Origin of the sequence: Roseomonas indoligenes (assembly GCF_017813365.1) — a bacterium.
In the GTDB taxonomy this organism is placed as follows: domain Bacteria; phylum Pseudomonadota; class Alphaproteobacteria; order Acetobacterales; family Acetobacteraceae; genus Roseomonas; species Roseomonas indoligenes.
In genome coordinates, this window is the sequence record NZ_JAGIZA010000005.1 from 334,610 (window position 1) to 347,761 (window position 13,152).

Consider the following 13,152-nt stretch of genomic DNA (forward strand, 5'->3'; position numbering starts at 1 on the left):
GCCTTCAGGCGGTGGCGCCAGCCCGGGCGGCACCCTGCCCCAGACCGGCCTCCGCCTGCCGCAGCAGCGCTGCGAAATCCTCCGCCCTGCCCGGCCCAGCGGCCACGCCCACCCGCAACGCCGCCCCGGGTCCGGGGTGGAACGGGTCCTGCGGCCCCAGGCGCTCCGGGATCAGCCTCGGCAGGTCCTCCGCCAGCCGCTGCGCCGCATGCGGCGGAATCCCGTCCAGCAGCAGCGCGAAGCTCCGGGCACCATGCCGGAACACCAGGTCGTCCATCCGCAGCGCGCCGGCCAGGGCCAGGGCCAGATCCCGCATCGGCACACCCTCCTCAGGCGCCGAGAGCTCCACCAGCAGCAGCCCGATCCCCCGCCCCCGCCGCCGGGATTGCCGGAACCGCTCCGCCCCCACCGCCCCGAGAAGGTGGGAAGAGAGCGCCCCCGTCGCGGGATCCCGCCGCAACCCCCGCTCCGCCGCCGTCCGGCGCCGGTAGGTCAGCAACTCGAAAAGGTCGCCCAGAGGACGCCGCATGCCGGCATCGCCCCGCGTCTCGAAGTGGCGGAGATAACCCGCCAGCAGCGCGCCATAGACCAGCGCCGCCCCCATCTTTGCGGCCCAGCCGCCGAACAGCGCCGCCAGCGGAACCCCCGCCACCAGCCGCAGCACGGCGAAGAAAGCGAGCTGGTCGAAGGTCAGCACCACCGCCAGGCAGAAGATGATCCGCAGCCCGTGCAGCCGCCCGAACAGCGGCGCCACCCCCTCGTACAGCAGGACGAGCATGAGGCTGTCCACGAAGAGCAGCAGCGTGCCCCAGACCATCAGCACGCCCATCTGGTCGACGAAGCCGACATCGGGCGGCGCGCCGCCGAACGTCACGGGCGTGTAGAAGCGCAGGAGGAGACAGGTGGCGACGACGAGCATGTTGCCGATCAGCAGCCCGTAGACGGGCTGGCGCACCGCCTCCGCGTCCTCCTTCACGTAGAGCAGCAGCACCATCGCCAGCTTGCCGGAGAAGAGCACCACGGAGCCGGGCGAGATCAGCCCGAAGGGCAGCTGGATGAAGAACACCGCCGCCAGATACGTCTCCAGGAAGTGCATTACCCCCAGGCCGCAGACGAAGACGCCGGTTCCCAGCGCCCCGCGCGCCCGGAACAGCACCGCCATCGTGCCGAAGTAGAGAATCGCCTGGAGCAGCAGCAGCGCGGCCCCGCTCAACGCCAGGATGTCCTGTCCCAGGGAATCATGCGCCCGCCCCATGCCGCCGACCGGAGCATGAGCATCGAACCTCAAAGGTCAACTTACGGTTGAATTCATGCTTCGGAATATACCTGCCTTAACCCGGAGCCCCGTAAGGCCACCCGCCCAGCCAGCGCACCCCGTCGAGGTCCGGCACCCCGGCCGCCAGCATCGCCAAGCGGTCGAAGCCCAGTGCGATCCCCGCCACGGGCGGCATCCCCTGCCGCAGCGCCGCGATGAAGTCCTCGTCCACGCCCCAGGCGGCGCCATGCAGCGCCTCCCGCTCCGCCACGTCGCGGGCGAAGCGCGCGGCCTGCTCGGCCGGGTCCAGAAGCTCGTCGAAGGCGTTGCCGAGTTCCAGCCCGGCCGCGAAGACCTCGAAGCGCAGCGCCGCGCGCGGATCGGCCGGGTCTCGGCGGGCCAGCGCCGCCTGCGGCGCCGGCCAGTGCGTCAGAAAGGTCCCGCGCCCGCGCCCGAGCCCGGGCTCCACATGCTCCAGCATCAGCCGGAAGAAGAGGTCCTCCCACCCCAGCCCCTCCGGCACGGAAAGCCCCGCACCGCGCGCCGAGGACACCAGCACGGCCGCATCCCCTTCCGCCGTGACGGGATCGACGGAGGCCAGCACGTCTACCCCCACGCGCGCGAAGGCCTCCGCCACCGTCACGTGCTCGAAGGGGGCGGAAAGGTCCGTTTCCACACCGGCATGCGCCACGCGGGGTGGCAGCACGGCGCGCAGATAGTCCTCCACCGCGTCCATCAGCCCCTCCAGCCCGGCGCCGAGCAGGTAGACCTCCAGCATCGTGAATTCGGGTGCGTGTCGGGCCGAGACCTCCCCGTTCCGCCAGACCCGCGCCAACTCGAAGACGCTTCCCGCGCCCCCCACCAGCAGCCGCTTGATCGCAAGCTCCGGCGAGGTCCGCAGCCACAGATCCTGCCCCTCCCCGCGCCCGAGATGCGGCTCGAAGCGGCTGCGGAAGCCGTGCAGGTGCACCTCCATCCCCGGCACGGGCACGAGGCAGGGCGTCTCCACCTCCATCAGGCCCCGGTCCTCCCAGAAAGACCGGGTCTCCCGGACCAGCGCCGCCCGCCGCCGCAAGGCCGGCAGCCGCGCCGCCATAGCCTCCGGGTGCCATGGGGGAAGAGGGTCATACGCCACGCTCGGGCCTCCGTTCCGCAGGCTTCCCGTGACACAACCACCCGTCCCGGGCTACCAGCCCCCGCCATGCCCGACGGCTCCCTCCCCCCGAACCGCCCTCTGCCGGAACCGGCCGCGCGCCCCCTGCGCGATGCCGACGCCCTGGCGGCCGCCGGCCTGGTCCCGCCCGGCTCCCTGCCGACGCTGCGCGCGGTGGCGGCGCGCTACGCCGTTTCCGTCACCCCCGCGATGGCCGCCCTGATCGACCCCTCCGATCCCAAGGACCCCATCGCCGCCCAGTACCTTCCCCACCCGGCGGAGCTGGAAGCCTCCCCGCTGGAGCTGGAGGACCCGATCGCCGACCATCCGCACACCCCGGTGACGGGCGTGGTCCATCGCTACCCCGACCGCGCACTGCTGAAGCCCCTCCTGGCCTGCCCGGTCTATTGCCGCTTCTGCTTCCGCCGCGAACAGGTCGGCCCCTCCGGCGGTGTCCTGAGCGAGGCGGAGCTGGAAGCCGCGCTCGACTGGTTCGCTGCCCATCCGCAGGTGAAGGAAGCCATCCTGACGGGCGGCGACCCGCTGATGCTCTCCCCGCGACGGCTGGGCCACATCATCCGCCGCCTGTCGGCAATGCCGCATATCGGCATCATCCGCCTGCACACCCGCGTGCCCGTTGCCGACCCCGCCCGCGTGAACGATGCCCTGGCAGAGGCGCTGGACACGGAAACCGCCCTCTTCCTCTGCCTGCACGCCAACCACGCGCGCGAGTTCACGCCGGAGGCCCGCGCCGCCCTGCGCCGCCTCTCCCGCGCCGGCGTCGCCCTGCTCGGCCAGACCGTCCTTCTGCGCGGTGTGAACGACACCGCCGAGAGCCTGGAAGCCCTGCTCCGCGCGATGCTGGAGTGCCGGGTGAAGCCTTACTACCTGCACCAGCTGGACCGCGCCCCGGGAACCGCGCGCTTCGAGGTGCCGATCGCCGAAGGCCGCGCCCTGCTGGCATCCCTCCGCGGCCGCGTCACCGGCCTGGCCTGGCCCACCTACGCCCTGGACCTGCCGGGCGGCCAGGGAAAGGCCCCGATCGGCCCGGACTTCGCGGAGCGCGCCGAGGGTGGGTGGCAGGTGCGCGGCCCGCTCGGCGGCGGGCACTTCCAGGCGGACGGGGCGACCTCGGAGGGCAGCCCGACGGCAGGCTGATCCCGCGCCGCATCGAACGAACCGGTTTCGGAACGACAGCCTCGCGCTATGCTGCTTTCCCGACCGCTGAGGACGTGAGGCCGATGGAAGCTGTTCCCACCCCGCTGAAGGCCGCCTTCGCGGAGGCGCGCGCCCGGCGCGATATGACCGAGGTCCTGCCCGTCTTCGTCCACTCGCGCCTCTTCGTCGTCGCCGTGGCGGAGGGCGACGAGCTGCAGCTTTTCATCACCAAGTCTCCCCGGCCCGACCGGATGTGCGTGACCGTCGCGGAGAGCCGCCAGGCACTTGCCCGCGTCCCCCGGCACCTTGTCCACGCCATCGACATGGAGAGACTGCTGAGAGGCATCGTCGGCGCCTGGGACATCTTCGTCATGTACCCTGACGGAGGAGACATCCTGCACGCCGAGTACCTGCCGGACCTCCGCGACATGCTTGCCCCGGACGGCACGAGGAAGACCGACGCCTGACCTGCATCCAAACGAGAAAGGGCCCGGGCGGCACATGCCACCCGGGCCCCTTCACCGGCCTGGAGCCGATCAACGCGACTTCTTGTACAGCTTCGTCGCGATCTCGAACATTTCCTCCGGCGCATAGTCCGGCGTGAAGGCGGAGGGAACGCCGACAAGCTGGTGGATCTTGCCGCCCTCGGGCATGCCGTCCACCACCGTCAGCTCGCCCGGCGGATCGGCCGGCAGCGCCTGCTCGCCATTCCCCCAGATGCCCGCGATCTCCTTGTAGTCATTCGGGCTCCAGGTATAGAGCCGGCGGTGCGAGCCCTCCTGCAGGTACTTCTGGCACTCCGGGATCTTGCTCAGCGGAATGTTCGGCGTCGGCAGGAACTTCTCCAGCTCCACGCCCGTGATCTGCTTCAGCGCGAGCGCGTAGGCATGCGCGTGCACGGAACCGCGGACGAGGAGATAGCCGCAGACCTCGCGACCCGTCGGATCGGACAGCGTCTCATAGACGCGCAGCTTGTGCAGCCGCGCGCCGCATTCCAGGTGAAAGTTGTGCAGCAGGTCCACGACGACATTGCCCGTCGTCGTGATCATGTCGTTGTTCCACGACATGGAGTTGCTGTTCACCGGCATCGAGCCGCCGGCGCCCGAGAGGAAGGAGGCGGCGGAGCGGATCTCCTTCATCGCCTCGAAGGGCGACATGGAGATATCGCCGCCATCGCCCTGATCGGCGCCGGGCACGTCCGGGCCGTTGTTGAGCATCGCGACGCCGTTGCTCACCAGCTCCACATGGCCCAGCTCCTCCGCCGTGATGGAGGCCACCAGGCTGTAGAAGGGGCGCAGCTTGTCCTTGGAACGGAAATTGAAGCTCTGGAACATGTAGTTCCCGAGCGTGGACATCTCGCCGTACTTGCCACCCAGCAGCTCCTGCAAGGCAGCGCCCGCGTTGGGATCCTGCTTCTTGGGCGGGGGAAGCTCGGCCTGGAGCTTGTCGACGCGCATAAACATAGGTTGGTCTCCAACGAAGGCGGTTGCGTTGAAGAACGGGTGGGACTGTCCTGGGTTATAGACCTGACGAACCCGTGTTCGGCCGTTTCGATGAAACCCGCGCCCCTTTCCCTCCTGTGGCCAGCCGGTTCAACATACCCCCACAAACGGTGCCCGCGAACGGGCACCACCGGGGAGACATCCATGACCGACTTCACCCGCCGCGCCCTTGCGGCGACCGGCCTCGCCGCGCTCGCCTCCCCCCGCATCGCCCGTGCCCAGGCCGCCTTCCCCAGCCGCGCCATCACCATGGTGATCCCCTTCGCCGCCGGCGGCCCCACCGACATCGTCGGCCGCCTCCTGGCCGAGAGCATGGGCAAGGATCTCGGCCAGCCCGTGGTGGTGGAGAACAGCACGGGTGCCGGCGGCACCATCGGCGCCCAGCGCGTCGCCCAGGCCCGGCCGGACGGCTACACCGTGCTCCTGCACCACATCGGCATGGGAGTGATCCCCACGATGTACCGCCGCCTGGCCTACGATCCCGTGCACGGCTTCGAGCCCCTGGGCCTGGTCACGGAAGTGCCGATGACGCTGGTCGGTCGGCGGGAGCTTCCCGCGAACAGCCTGGCGGAGCTGGTGGCCCTGATGAAGTCGCAGGGCGACCGCTTCAACCTGGCGGATGCCGGGATCGGTTCCTCCTCCGCCCTCTGCGGCGCGCTTTTCGCCAACGCCATCGGCGCGAGACCCACCGTCATCCCCTTCCGCGGCACGGGGCCGGCGATGCAGGAAATCCTCGGCGGCCGCGTGGACCTGCTTTGCGACCAGACCACGCAGACCACGGAATACATCCGCGGCGGCTCCGTAAAGGTCTTCGCCACCCCGTCCCGCACCCGCATCGCCACTCTGCCGGAGATCCCCACCACGGCCGAGGGCGGACTGCCGAACTTCATCGTCACCGTCTGGCACGGCCTCTACGCCCCGAAGGGCACCCCCGCCCCGATCTGCTCCCGCCTCACCGCCTCCCTCCAGGCCGCGCTGCGGGATCCGCGCATCGTCCAGCGCTTCAGTGAGATCGGCACCGCCCCCGTCTCCCAGGCCGATGCCACGCCCGAAGCGCACCAGCGCTTCTGGACGGCCGATATCGCCAAGTGGAAGCCGGTGATCGAGGCCACCAACGCCTATGCGGACTGATCCGGCCGGGCGTCATCCCCAGGGAGGGCGCGCCGCCGGCACTCGTTGCCAACAGGGTTATCCACAGGTCCTTTCCGTTGGCCTGTGAGGCTTTTCAATCTGTTGTGGGTCAGTACGGCGGCTGTCCCACAGCTTTTCCCACTAAGTGCGCTCTCGAAACCGTGAGGCTCGCTGCGGGTGCACCAGGGCGCATCGCTCCGCCCGCCCTGGACGCATCGTGCGGGCCGGCACCCCGCCAAAATGTTGCCAAGCCCAGGACCCGCGTGTAGAGCCCGCCGCCTGATCCTTCCCTTCCGCGGCGCCACCCCTGCGCCGCCCCAGACGACGAACAGGACGCCCCCAATGGCGAAGATGCAGGCCAATCAGATGCGCGCCGGCATGGTCATCGAATTCGAGGGCCAGCGCTACACGATCCTGAAGCAGAACATCATGATCCCCGGCAAGGGGAACGCGATCATTCAGGTCGACATGCGCAACATCAAGACGGGGTCCAAGAAGGACCAGCGTTGGCGCACCGCCGACACCGTCGAGCGCCTGCAGACCGAGGACAAGGAGTTCACCTTCTCCTACGCCGAGGGCGACAACATCGTCCTGATGGACCCCGAGACCTTCGAGCAGACCACCGTCTCCAAGGACATCCTCGGCGAGCGCCTGCCCTTCCTCGTCGAGAACATGACCGTCAACGTCCGCCTCATCGAGGGCGAGCCGGTCGCCATGGAGCTGCCGGACACGGTGGTGCTGGAGATCGTCGAAGCCGACCCGGTGGTGAAGGGCCAGACCGCCTCCTCCTCCTACAAGCCCGCCCTTCTCTCGAACGGCGTGAAGACGATGGTTCCGCCCTTCATCACCGCCGGCGAGAAGATCGTCGTCCGCACCGAGGACGCCTCCTACCTCGAACGCGCCAAGGGCTGATCCAGACAGCATGTCCGGCGCACAATCCTCCGCACGCCTCTCGCCCGCGCTGACCGTCGTGGTGAACGCCGCCCGCAAGGCCGGGCGGCGCCTGCTTCGCGACTTCAGCGAGGTGGAGAACCTCCAGGTCAGCAGCAAGGGCCCCGGCGACTTCGTCTCCCAGGCCGACCTGCGCTCCGAGGAGACGCTGCGCGAGGAACTGCGCCGCGCCCGCCCCGGCTTCGCCTTCCTCATGGAGGAATCGGGCGCGAGCGGCGATGCCGACTGGGAGTGGCGCTGGGTCGTCGATCCGCTCGACGGCACCACGAACTTCCTGCACGGCATCCCGCAATGGTGCATCTCCGTCGGCATCGAGCACCGCCTGACGCCGACCACCTCCGAGATCGCCGCCGGCGTCATCTACAATCCCGCCACGGACGAGCTGTTCTGGGCCGAGAAGGGCCGCGGCGCCTTCCTGAACGACCGGCGCCTGCGCGTCTCCGGCCGGCGGGACATGAACGCCGCCCTCTTCGCCACCGGCATCCCCTTCGCGAAGGTGCCGCACCGCGCGGAGTTCTCCACCACCCTCGCCCGGCTCATGCCGCATGTCGCGGGCATCCGCCGCTTCGGCTCGGCGGCACTCGACCTCGCCTGGGTCGCGGCCGGCCGCTACGAGGGCTACTGGGAACTCGGCCTGAAGCAGTGGGACTGCGCGGCCGGCATCATCATGGTGAAGGAGGCCGGCGGCTACGTGACCGGCCCCGGTGAGGAAGACCCCTACGCCACCGGCAACATCGTCGCCGGCAACCCCTTCCTGCACGGCAAGCTGCGGGAAGCGGTGGTGGAGGGCATCGGCTATGTCGCGGAACGCCGCGGCACTGCGGCGAGTGAGGCAGGCCCCGCCTGATCCGGCGGGTTGAACTGCGCCGCCTTCCCGGCGATCCTGCCCCGCCGGGCAAGGCATGAGATGAGCGATTCCCACCAGCACGACGTCGAGCTGATCGGCCGCATCGAGGCGGTGCCCCGGATCCTCGACGTCGTGTGCCGGACCACGGGCATGGGATTCGCCGCCGTGGCCCGGGTCACGGATGATCGGTGGATCGCCTGCCAGGTCCTGGACCGCATGGCCTTCGGCCTGCTGCCCGGCAGCGAGCTGCGGCTCGAGACCACCATCTGCAACGAGATCTGCGGCACCCGCGAGCCGGTGGCGATCGACCACGTGGCCGAGGACCCCGCCTTCCGTGGCCACCACACGCCGGCCCAGTACGGCTTCCAGAGCTACATCTCCGTCCCCATCCTCCTGCAGGGCGGCCGCTTCTTCGGAACGCTCTGCGCGATCGACCCCCGCCCCTTGCGGGTCAACACCCCCGAGACGCTCGGGATGTTCCGGCTCTTCGCCGAGCTGATCGGCACCCACATCTCCAGCGAGGAGGCGCTGCGCGACGCGCAGGCCGAGCTGACGAGCCATCGGGCCATGGCAGGGCTGCGGGAGGAGTTCATCGCCATCCTCGGCCACGACCTCCGCAACCCCGTGGCGTCCATCGCCTCCGGCGTCCGGCTGCTCGGCCGCAGCGTCACGGACGAGGGCGGGCGCAGCATCCTCGCCCTGATGCAAGGCAGCGTCCTGCGAATGACCGGCCTGATCGGCAATCTTATGGACTTCGCCCGCGCCCGCCTCGGCGAAGGCCTGAGCATCGAGGCATCAACGGCACAGTCCGTCCGTCCGGCGGTGGAGCAGGCGGTGGCGGAGTTGCGCTCCGTTCACCCGAACCGGGAAATCCACACCGATCTGGACCTGGACCTGCCGGTCGTCGCCGACCACGCCCGCCTGTCCCAGCTTCTCTCCAACCTGCTGAGCAACGCCATCGCCCACGGCGCTCCGGAAGGCCCGGTCCGCGTCGGCGGCACGGTACGGGACGGGCAGCTCGCGCTTTGGGTCGCGAATGCCGGCCGGCCGATCCCGCCGGAGGTCCGGGCCGCGCTGTTCCGCCCCTTCTCCCGCGGCACGCCGGGCCGCACCGGCCTCGCCTCGCAGGGCCTCGGCCTCGGCCTCTACATCGCCGGCCAGATCGCGAAGGCCCATGGCGGGCGGATCGAGGTCGCCTCGGATGAGAGCGAAACCCGCTTCACCCTCCAGATGCCCGCCGGCTGACGCGGCGTCGCTTCAAGCCCGTGCCGTCCTGGGCTACCCTGCCGGCGTGATCGCCCCCGCCCTGCGCCGGGCCGCCCTTGCCGCGGCCCTGGCCCTTCCTCCCGCTGCCCTGCCGGTCCTCGCCCCGCCGGTCCTCGCGCAGTCCCCCGCCCCGCCGCCCGGCGCCGAGGAGGAGGAGCCGGGCGACCCCGCCGCGGCCGCGCCCGCCCCCGCCGATCTCTCCGCCGGCCCCCGCCCCTCGGAGCCGATGGAGGTGGCGAACCTCGTCCTCGCCCCGGAACTCGCGCGGCAGCATGCCGGCGGCTGGCGTCTCTCCGGGCGCACCGGCCTCGGCGAGCCCGACCACGGCTCCCGCCTCTCGATCGAGACGATCGGCCGCTACCTCGCCAACCAGAGCACCGGCCGGGTCACGGTCATCGCCCAGGTCAGCGGCCCGGAGGACGACCCCTCCGTCGCCCGCCGCACCAGCCTCGCCCGCGCCATCACGGTCAAGGCCTCCCTCGTCCGCGGCGGCCTGGCCACCACGCGGATCGACCTCCGCCCGATGGGCCGCACGCCGGAAGGGCTGGACGTGATCGACATCCTCGCCCCGCCGGCCCCGCGGCCGAAGGAGGCGGCCGCGGCCGCTCCCGCCCCCCGGACCGCTCCTCCGGCATCGGGCGCGCCCCGCCCCAACCCCGCCCCGAGGGGCGGCTGAGCGCCATGACGAACCCCACCCGCTACCTGCTCCGCATGGTGCTGTTCCTCGTGGTGGTAGCGCTGGTGGGCGCCCTCCTGTCCGGGGAGCTGCGGCACGCCTTCGCCGTGAACCCCGTGCTGAACGCCCTCATTCTCGCGGTGCTCGTCCTCGGCGCGGGCTGGTGCATCCGCCAGGTCCTCCTCCTCAAGCACGAGGTGGACTGGCTGGAGGCCTTCCGCGCCCCGAAGCCTGCTGCGGCCACCGCCCGGCCGCCCCGCCTCCTCGCCCCCATGGCCTCCATGCTGGCCACCCGCCGATCCGACCGGCTGATGCTCTCCACGGGCGCGATGCGGAGCGTGCTGGACGGCATCGCTTCCCGCCTGGATGAGCAGCGGGAGCTGTCCCGCTACATGACGGGGCTGCTGATCTTCCTCGGCCTGCTCGGCACCTTCTGGGGCCTCATCCTCACCATCGGGTCCGTCTCAGACGTGATCCAGAACATGTCCGTCGGCTCGGGCGACGTGACCACCCTCTTCAACCAGCTGAAATCCGGCCTCGCCCAGCCCCTCCAAGGCATGGGCGTCGCCTTCTCCTCCTCCATGCTCGGCCTCGCCAGCGCGCTGGTCCTGGGCTTCCTCGACCTCACCGCCGGGCAGGCCCAGACCCGCTTCTACAACGAGTTGGAGGAGTGGCTGGCCGGCGTCACCCGCCTCTCCTCCGGCGTGATCGGGGAAGCGGGCGGCGAGGGCGGATCCGTCCCCGCCTATGTCCAGGCCCTGCTGGAGCAGACCGCCGAGAACCTGGAGGGCCTGCAGCGCATCCTGACCCGAGGCGAGGAGCGCAGCGCGCAGGCCGGGCGTGCGCTCGAGACCCTGGCCGAGCGCCTGACCGTGCTGACCGACCAGATGCGCGCCGGCCAGACGCTGATGCAGCGCGTGGCGGAGGCCCAGTCCGGCCTCGCCCCCTCCCTCGCCCGCCTCGGCGAGATCGGGGAGCATGAGGCCGCGTCCCGCAACCACCTTCGGAACGTGGAGCTCTACCTCGCCCGCCTGCTGGAGGAGAGCGCCCAGGGCCGCGCGCAATCGACCCAGGAGATCCGCTCCGAGATCAAGGTGCTGGCCCGCACCATCGCGGCCATGGCCGAGGCGCCGCCGCAATCGTGACGACGGCCTCGCACCCAGGGGCCACGCACCGATGGCCTTAGGCAACCCCCGGCGGAACAGGGGCGAGGCCATCAACGCCTGGCCGGGCTACGTGGACGCCCTGGCCACGCTGCTCATCATCATCATCTTCGTCCTGCTCGTCTTCGTCCTCGCCCAGGGTTTCCTCTCCGTCGCCCTCTCCTCGCGCGACCGCGCGCTGGACCGGCTGAACCGCCAGGTGGCCGAGCTGGCCGAGCTTCTCTCGCTTGAGCGCGGCGGGGCGGAGGAACTGCGCGCCGCCCTCGGCCGCGCGCAGGAGGAAGCCCGCACGATCGGGGCGGAGCGCGACGCCGCCCGCCGCGACCTCGCCACCCTGCAGGGCGACGCCGCCCGCACCACCTCCGCCCGTGACGCGGCGCGGGAGGAGCGGGACCGCCTCGCCGCCCGGCTGGCGGATGCGGAGCTGGCCGCATCCGGCAACGGCCAGCGCATCGCCAGCCTTGAGGCCCGCCTCGCCGAGGCCCTGTCAGGGGTGGAAGCCGCGGGCGCCGACACCGCCCGCACCGTGCGCGGCCTGACCGAGACCCGCCGCGCCCTCGCCACCGAAAGCGCGGCCCGCCAGGGTGCCGAGCGAACCCTCGCGGAGACCCGCACCGCGCTCGAGGCCGCCCGCCGCGACCTCGCCGCCGTCCGCGCGGAAGCCGAGCGGCTGGGACAGCAGGGCGTGACGGACCGCGGGACGATCGAGGCACGGCTGGCCGACATCGCCCGGTTGAACGAGCAGCTCCGCGCCCTCGCCGCCCTGCGGGAACAGGCCGAAAGGCAGGCCCGCGACGCCCTGGCACGCGCCGGCGACGAGGAGCGCCGCCGCCAGGCCGCCGAAACCGCCACCGCCGACGCCACCACCGCCCGCCAGGCCGCCGAGGCCACCGCAGCCTTGGCCACCCGCGCGCAGGGAGCCGCCGAGGCGCGCGCGACCGAGGCCGCCACAGCCCGCCGGACGGCCGAGACCGCCCTGGCCGAGGCCGCGCGCGGCCGCAGCGCCGCCGAAACCCTCCTCGCCGACGCCGCCCGCACCGCCCGCGCGGAAGCCGAGGCCCGCCGCGCCGCCGAAGGCCAGGCCGGCGAGTACGGGCGCCTCGCCGAGAGCGCCCGCGCCCAGGCCGCCCTCCTCACCCAGCAGCTGGACGCACTGCGCGCCGAGCTCCGCCGCGTCGCCTCCGCCCTGGACGCGCAGGAGAGCCAGGATCGCGAGAAGGACACCCAGATCGCCGCCCTAGGCCAGCGCCTGAACGCCGCCCTCGCCGCCCGGGTGGAGGAATTGCAGCGCTACCGCTCCGACTTCTTCGGCCGCCTGCGCGACGTCCTGGGCGATCGGCCGGAGATCCGCATCGCCGGTGACCGCTTCGTCTTCCAGTCCGAGGTCCTTTTCCCCATCGGCAGCGCGGAGATGTCGGACACGGGCCGGGAGCAGATCGCCAACGTCACCCGCCTGCTGCTGGACATCGCCGGCCGCATCCCGGAGGGCACGAACTGGGTGCTGCGCGTGGACGGCCATGCCGACAACTCCCCCGTCCGCCCCGGCGCCCGCTACGCCAGCAACTGGGAGCTCTCCTCCGCCCGCGCCATCGCGGTCGCGCAGCTGATGATCCAGAACGGCCTGCCTACCAACCGCGTGGCCGCCACCGCCTTCGGCGAGTTCCAGCCCATCGACACGGCGGACACCCCCGCCGCCCGCGCCCGCAACCGCCGCATCGAGCTGCGCCTCACGGATCGCTGACCGGGCCGGGCTTGAAACGACCATCCGCCACCAGCAGGTGGCAAGTGGGAGGACCCGCAATGGACCCGGAAAAGCTCGCCGAGATCGCCGCCGCGAATGCCGAGGAGGTTGAGCGCGCTAAGGCCGCCGCCCGCCCCACCGAATCCGGCTGGAGCGACACGATCATCGGCCTCGACAATGCCAGCCAGGTGGCGGAACTCGCAGCCCGGGCTGGCGGCGCGCTCTGGGACGGCGTCTGCGCCGTGGGCTCGGGGATCGGCGCGGTCTGCGAGGCCGTGGACAGCGTTATTCCCCGCATCGACTGAAGCC

General features: G+C 71.5%; 13 protein-coding genes. 10 read left to right on the top strand and 3 right to left on the bottom strand.

Annotated elements, in window-relative coordinates; translation table 11 throughout:
- Nucleotides 1–4: 4 nt before the first annotated feature.
- Together J5Y10_RS11275 and epmA are read right to left on the bottom strand one after the other, a co-directional pair.
- Complete coding sequence (locus J5Y10_RS11275; protein WP_209373567.1) at nucleotides 5–1,213, bottom strand: nucleotidyl cyclase domain-containing protein; 1,209 nt, start codon at nucleotides 1,211–1,213, stop codon at nucleotides 5–7.
- Nucleotides 1,214–1,331: 118 nt separating this feature from the next.
- Nucleotides 1,332–2,351: an EF-P lysine aminoacylase EpmA gene (gene epmA, locus J5Y10_RS11280; protein ID WP_209373716.1), complete on the bottom strand. Its 1,020-nt coding sequence runs from the start codon at nucleotides 2,349–2,351 to the stop codon at nucleotides 1,332–1,334.
- Nucleotides 2,352–2,456: 105 nt separating this feature from the next.
- Between epmA and J5Y10_RS11285 the strand changes: the two genes are divergently transcribed.
- Together J5Y10_RS11285 and J5Y10_RS11290 are read left to right on the top strand one after the other, a co-directional pair.
- A complete protein-coding gene (locus tag J5Y10_RS11285; protein WP_209373569.1) occupies nucleotides 2,457–3,566 on the top strand; it encodes a lysine-2,3-aminomutase-like protein in 1,110 nt (369 codons plus the stop codon).
- Between the two features lie 83 nt (nucleotides 3,567–3,649).
- Nucleotides 3,650–4,033: a hypothetical protein gene (locus tag J5Y10_RS11290; RefSeq protein WP_209373571.1), complete on the top strand. Its 384-nt coding sequence runs from the start codon at nucleotides 3,650–3,652 to the stop codon at nucleotides 4,031–4,033.
- Nucleotides 4,034–4,102: 69 nt separating this feature from the next.
- On the opposite strand, the gene J5Y10_RS11295 is transcribed toward J5Y10_RS11290, so the two are convergent.
- On the bottom strand, nucleotides 4,103–5,029 hold the full coding sequence (locus tag J5Y10_RS11295) for a manganese catalase family protein (RefSeq protein WP_209373573.1): 927 nt from the start codon (nucleotides 5,027–5,029) through the stop codon (nucleotides 4,103–4,105).
- 183 nt (nucleotides 5,030–5,212) lie between these two features.
- Here J5Y10_RS11295 and J5Y10_RS11300 point away from each other — a divergent pair, with 183 nt between their 5' ends.
- From J5Y10_RS11300 to J5Y10_RS11335, 8 genes are all read left to right on the top strand, one after another.
- A complete protein-coding gene (locus J5Y10_RS11300) occupies nucleotides 5,213–6,199 on the top strand; it encodes a tripartite tricarboxylate transporter substrate-binding protein (protein ID WP_209373575.1) in 987 nt (328 codons plus the stop codon).
- A gap of 342 nt (nucleotides 6,200–6,541) precedes the next feature.
- The gene (efp, locus tag J5Y10_RS11305; RefSeq protein WP_209373577.1) at nucleotides 6,542–7,111 is read left to right on the top strand and encodes an elongation factor P; all 570 of its coding nucleotides are present in this window, start codon (nucleotides 6,542–6,544) and stop codon (nucleotides 7,109–7,111) included.
- 10 nt (nucleotides 7,112–7,121) lie between these two features.
- Entirely contained in the window at nucleotides 7,122–7,997 is an 876-nt protein-coding gene (locus tag J5Y10_RS11310; RefSeq protein WP_209373579.1) for an inositol monophosphatase family protein, read from the top strand.
- A 60-nt stretch (nucleotides 7,998–8,057) separates the two neighbouring features.
- Nucleotides 8,058–9,242, top strand: a complete 1,185-nt coding sequence (locus J5Y10_RS11315) for a GAF domain-containing sensor histidine kinase (protein WP_209373581.1) — start codon at nucleotides 8,058–8,060, stop codon at nucleotides 9,240–9,242.
- A 46-nt stretch (nucleotides 9,243–9,288) separates the two neighbouring features.
- Entirely contained in the window at nucleotides 9,289–9,939 is a 651-nt protein-coding gene (locus tag J5Y10_RS11320) for a hypothetical protein (RefSeq protein ID WP_209373583.1), read from the top strand.
- 5 nt (nucleotides 9,940–9,944) lie between these two features.
- On the top strand, nucleotides 9,945–11,084 hold the full coding sequence (locus J5Y10_RS11325) for a MotA/TolQ/ExbB proton channel family protein (RefSeq protein WP_209373585.1): 1,140 nt from the start codon (nucleotides 9,945–9,947) through the stop codon (nucleotides 11,082–11,084).
- A 31-nt stretch (nucleotides 11,085–11,115) separates the two neighbouring features.
- A complete protein-coding gene (locus J5Y10_RS11330) occupies nucleotides 11,116–12,843 on the top strand; it encodes a peptidoglycan -binding protein (RefSeq protein WP_209373587.1) in 1,728 nt (575 codons plus the stop codon).
- Nucleotides 12,844–12,902: 59 nt separating this feature from the next.
- Nucleotides 12,903–13,148 carry a hypothetical protein gene (locus J5Y10_RS11335; RefSeq protein WP_209373589.1) on the top strand — a complete coding sequence of 82 codons (246 nt, stop codon included), beginning with the start codon at nucleotides 12,903–12,905 and terminating at the stop codon, nucleotides 13,146–13,148.
- Nucleotides 13,149–13,152 lie beyond the last annotated feature (4 nt).

What these genes read in the sequence shown, in the direction of transcription:
- J5Y10_RS11295 (WP_209373573.1), bottom strand. Translation starts at nt 5,029, where the DNA reads ATGTTTATGCGCGTCGACAAGCTCCAGGCCGAGCTTCCCCCGCCCAAG.
- J5Y10_RS11335 (WP_209373589.1), top strand. Translation starts at nt 12,903, where the DNA reads ATGGACCCGGAAAAGCTCGCCGAGATCGCCGCCGCGAATGCCGAGGAG.
- J5Y10_RS11285 (WP_209373569.1), top strand. Translation starts at nt 2,457, where the DNA reads ATGCCCGACGGCTCCCTCCCCCCGAACCGCCCTCTGCCGGAACCGGCC.
- J5Y10_RS11330 (WP_209373587.1), top strand. Translation starts at nt 11,116, where the DNA reads ATGGCCTTAGGCAACCCCCGGCGGAACAGGGGCGAGGCCATCAACGCC.
- J5Y10_RS11300 (WP_209373575.1), top strand. Translation starts at nt 5,213, where the DNA reads ATGACCGACTTCACCCGCCGCGCCCTTGCGGCGACCGGCCTCGCCGCG.
- J5Y10_RS11310 (WP_209373579.1), top strand. Translation starts at nt 7,122, where the DNA reads ATGTCCGGCGCACAATCCTCCGCACGCCTCTCGCCCGCGCTGACCGTC.
- J5Y10_RS11315 (WP_209373581.1), top strand. Translation starts at nt 8,058, where the DNA reads ATGAGCGATTCCCACCAGCACGACGTCGAGCTGATCGGCCGCATCGAG.
- epmA (WP_209373716.1), bottom strand. Translation starts at nt 2,351, where the DNA reads ATGGCGGCGCGGCTGCCGGCCTTGCGGCGGCGGGCGGCGCTGGTCCGG.
- J5Y10_RS11325 (WP_209373585.1), top strand. Translation starts at nt 9,945, where the DNA reads ATGACGAACCCCACCCGCTACCTGCTCCGCATGGTGCTGTTCCTCGTG.
- efp (WP_209373577.1), top strand. Translation starts at nt 6,542, where the DNA reads ATGGCGAAGATGCAGGCCAATCAGATGCGCGCCGGCATGGTCATCGAA.
- J5Y10_RS11290 (WP_209373571.1), top strand. Translation starts at nt 3,650, where the DNA reads ATGGAAGCTGTTCCCACCCCGCTGAAGGCCGCCTTCGCGGAGGCGCGC.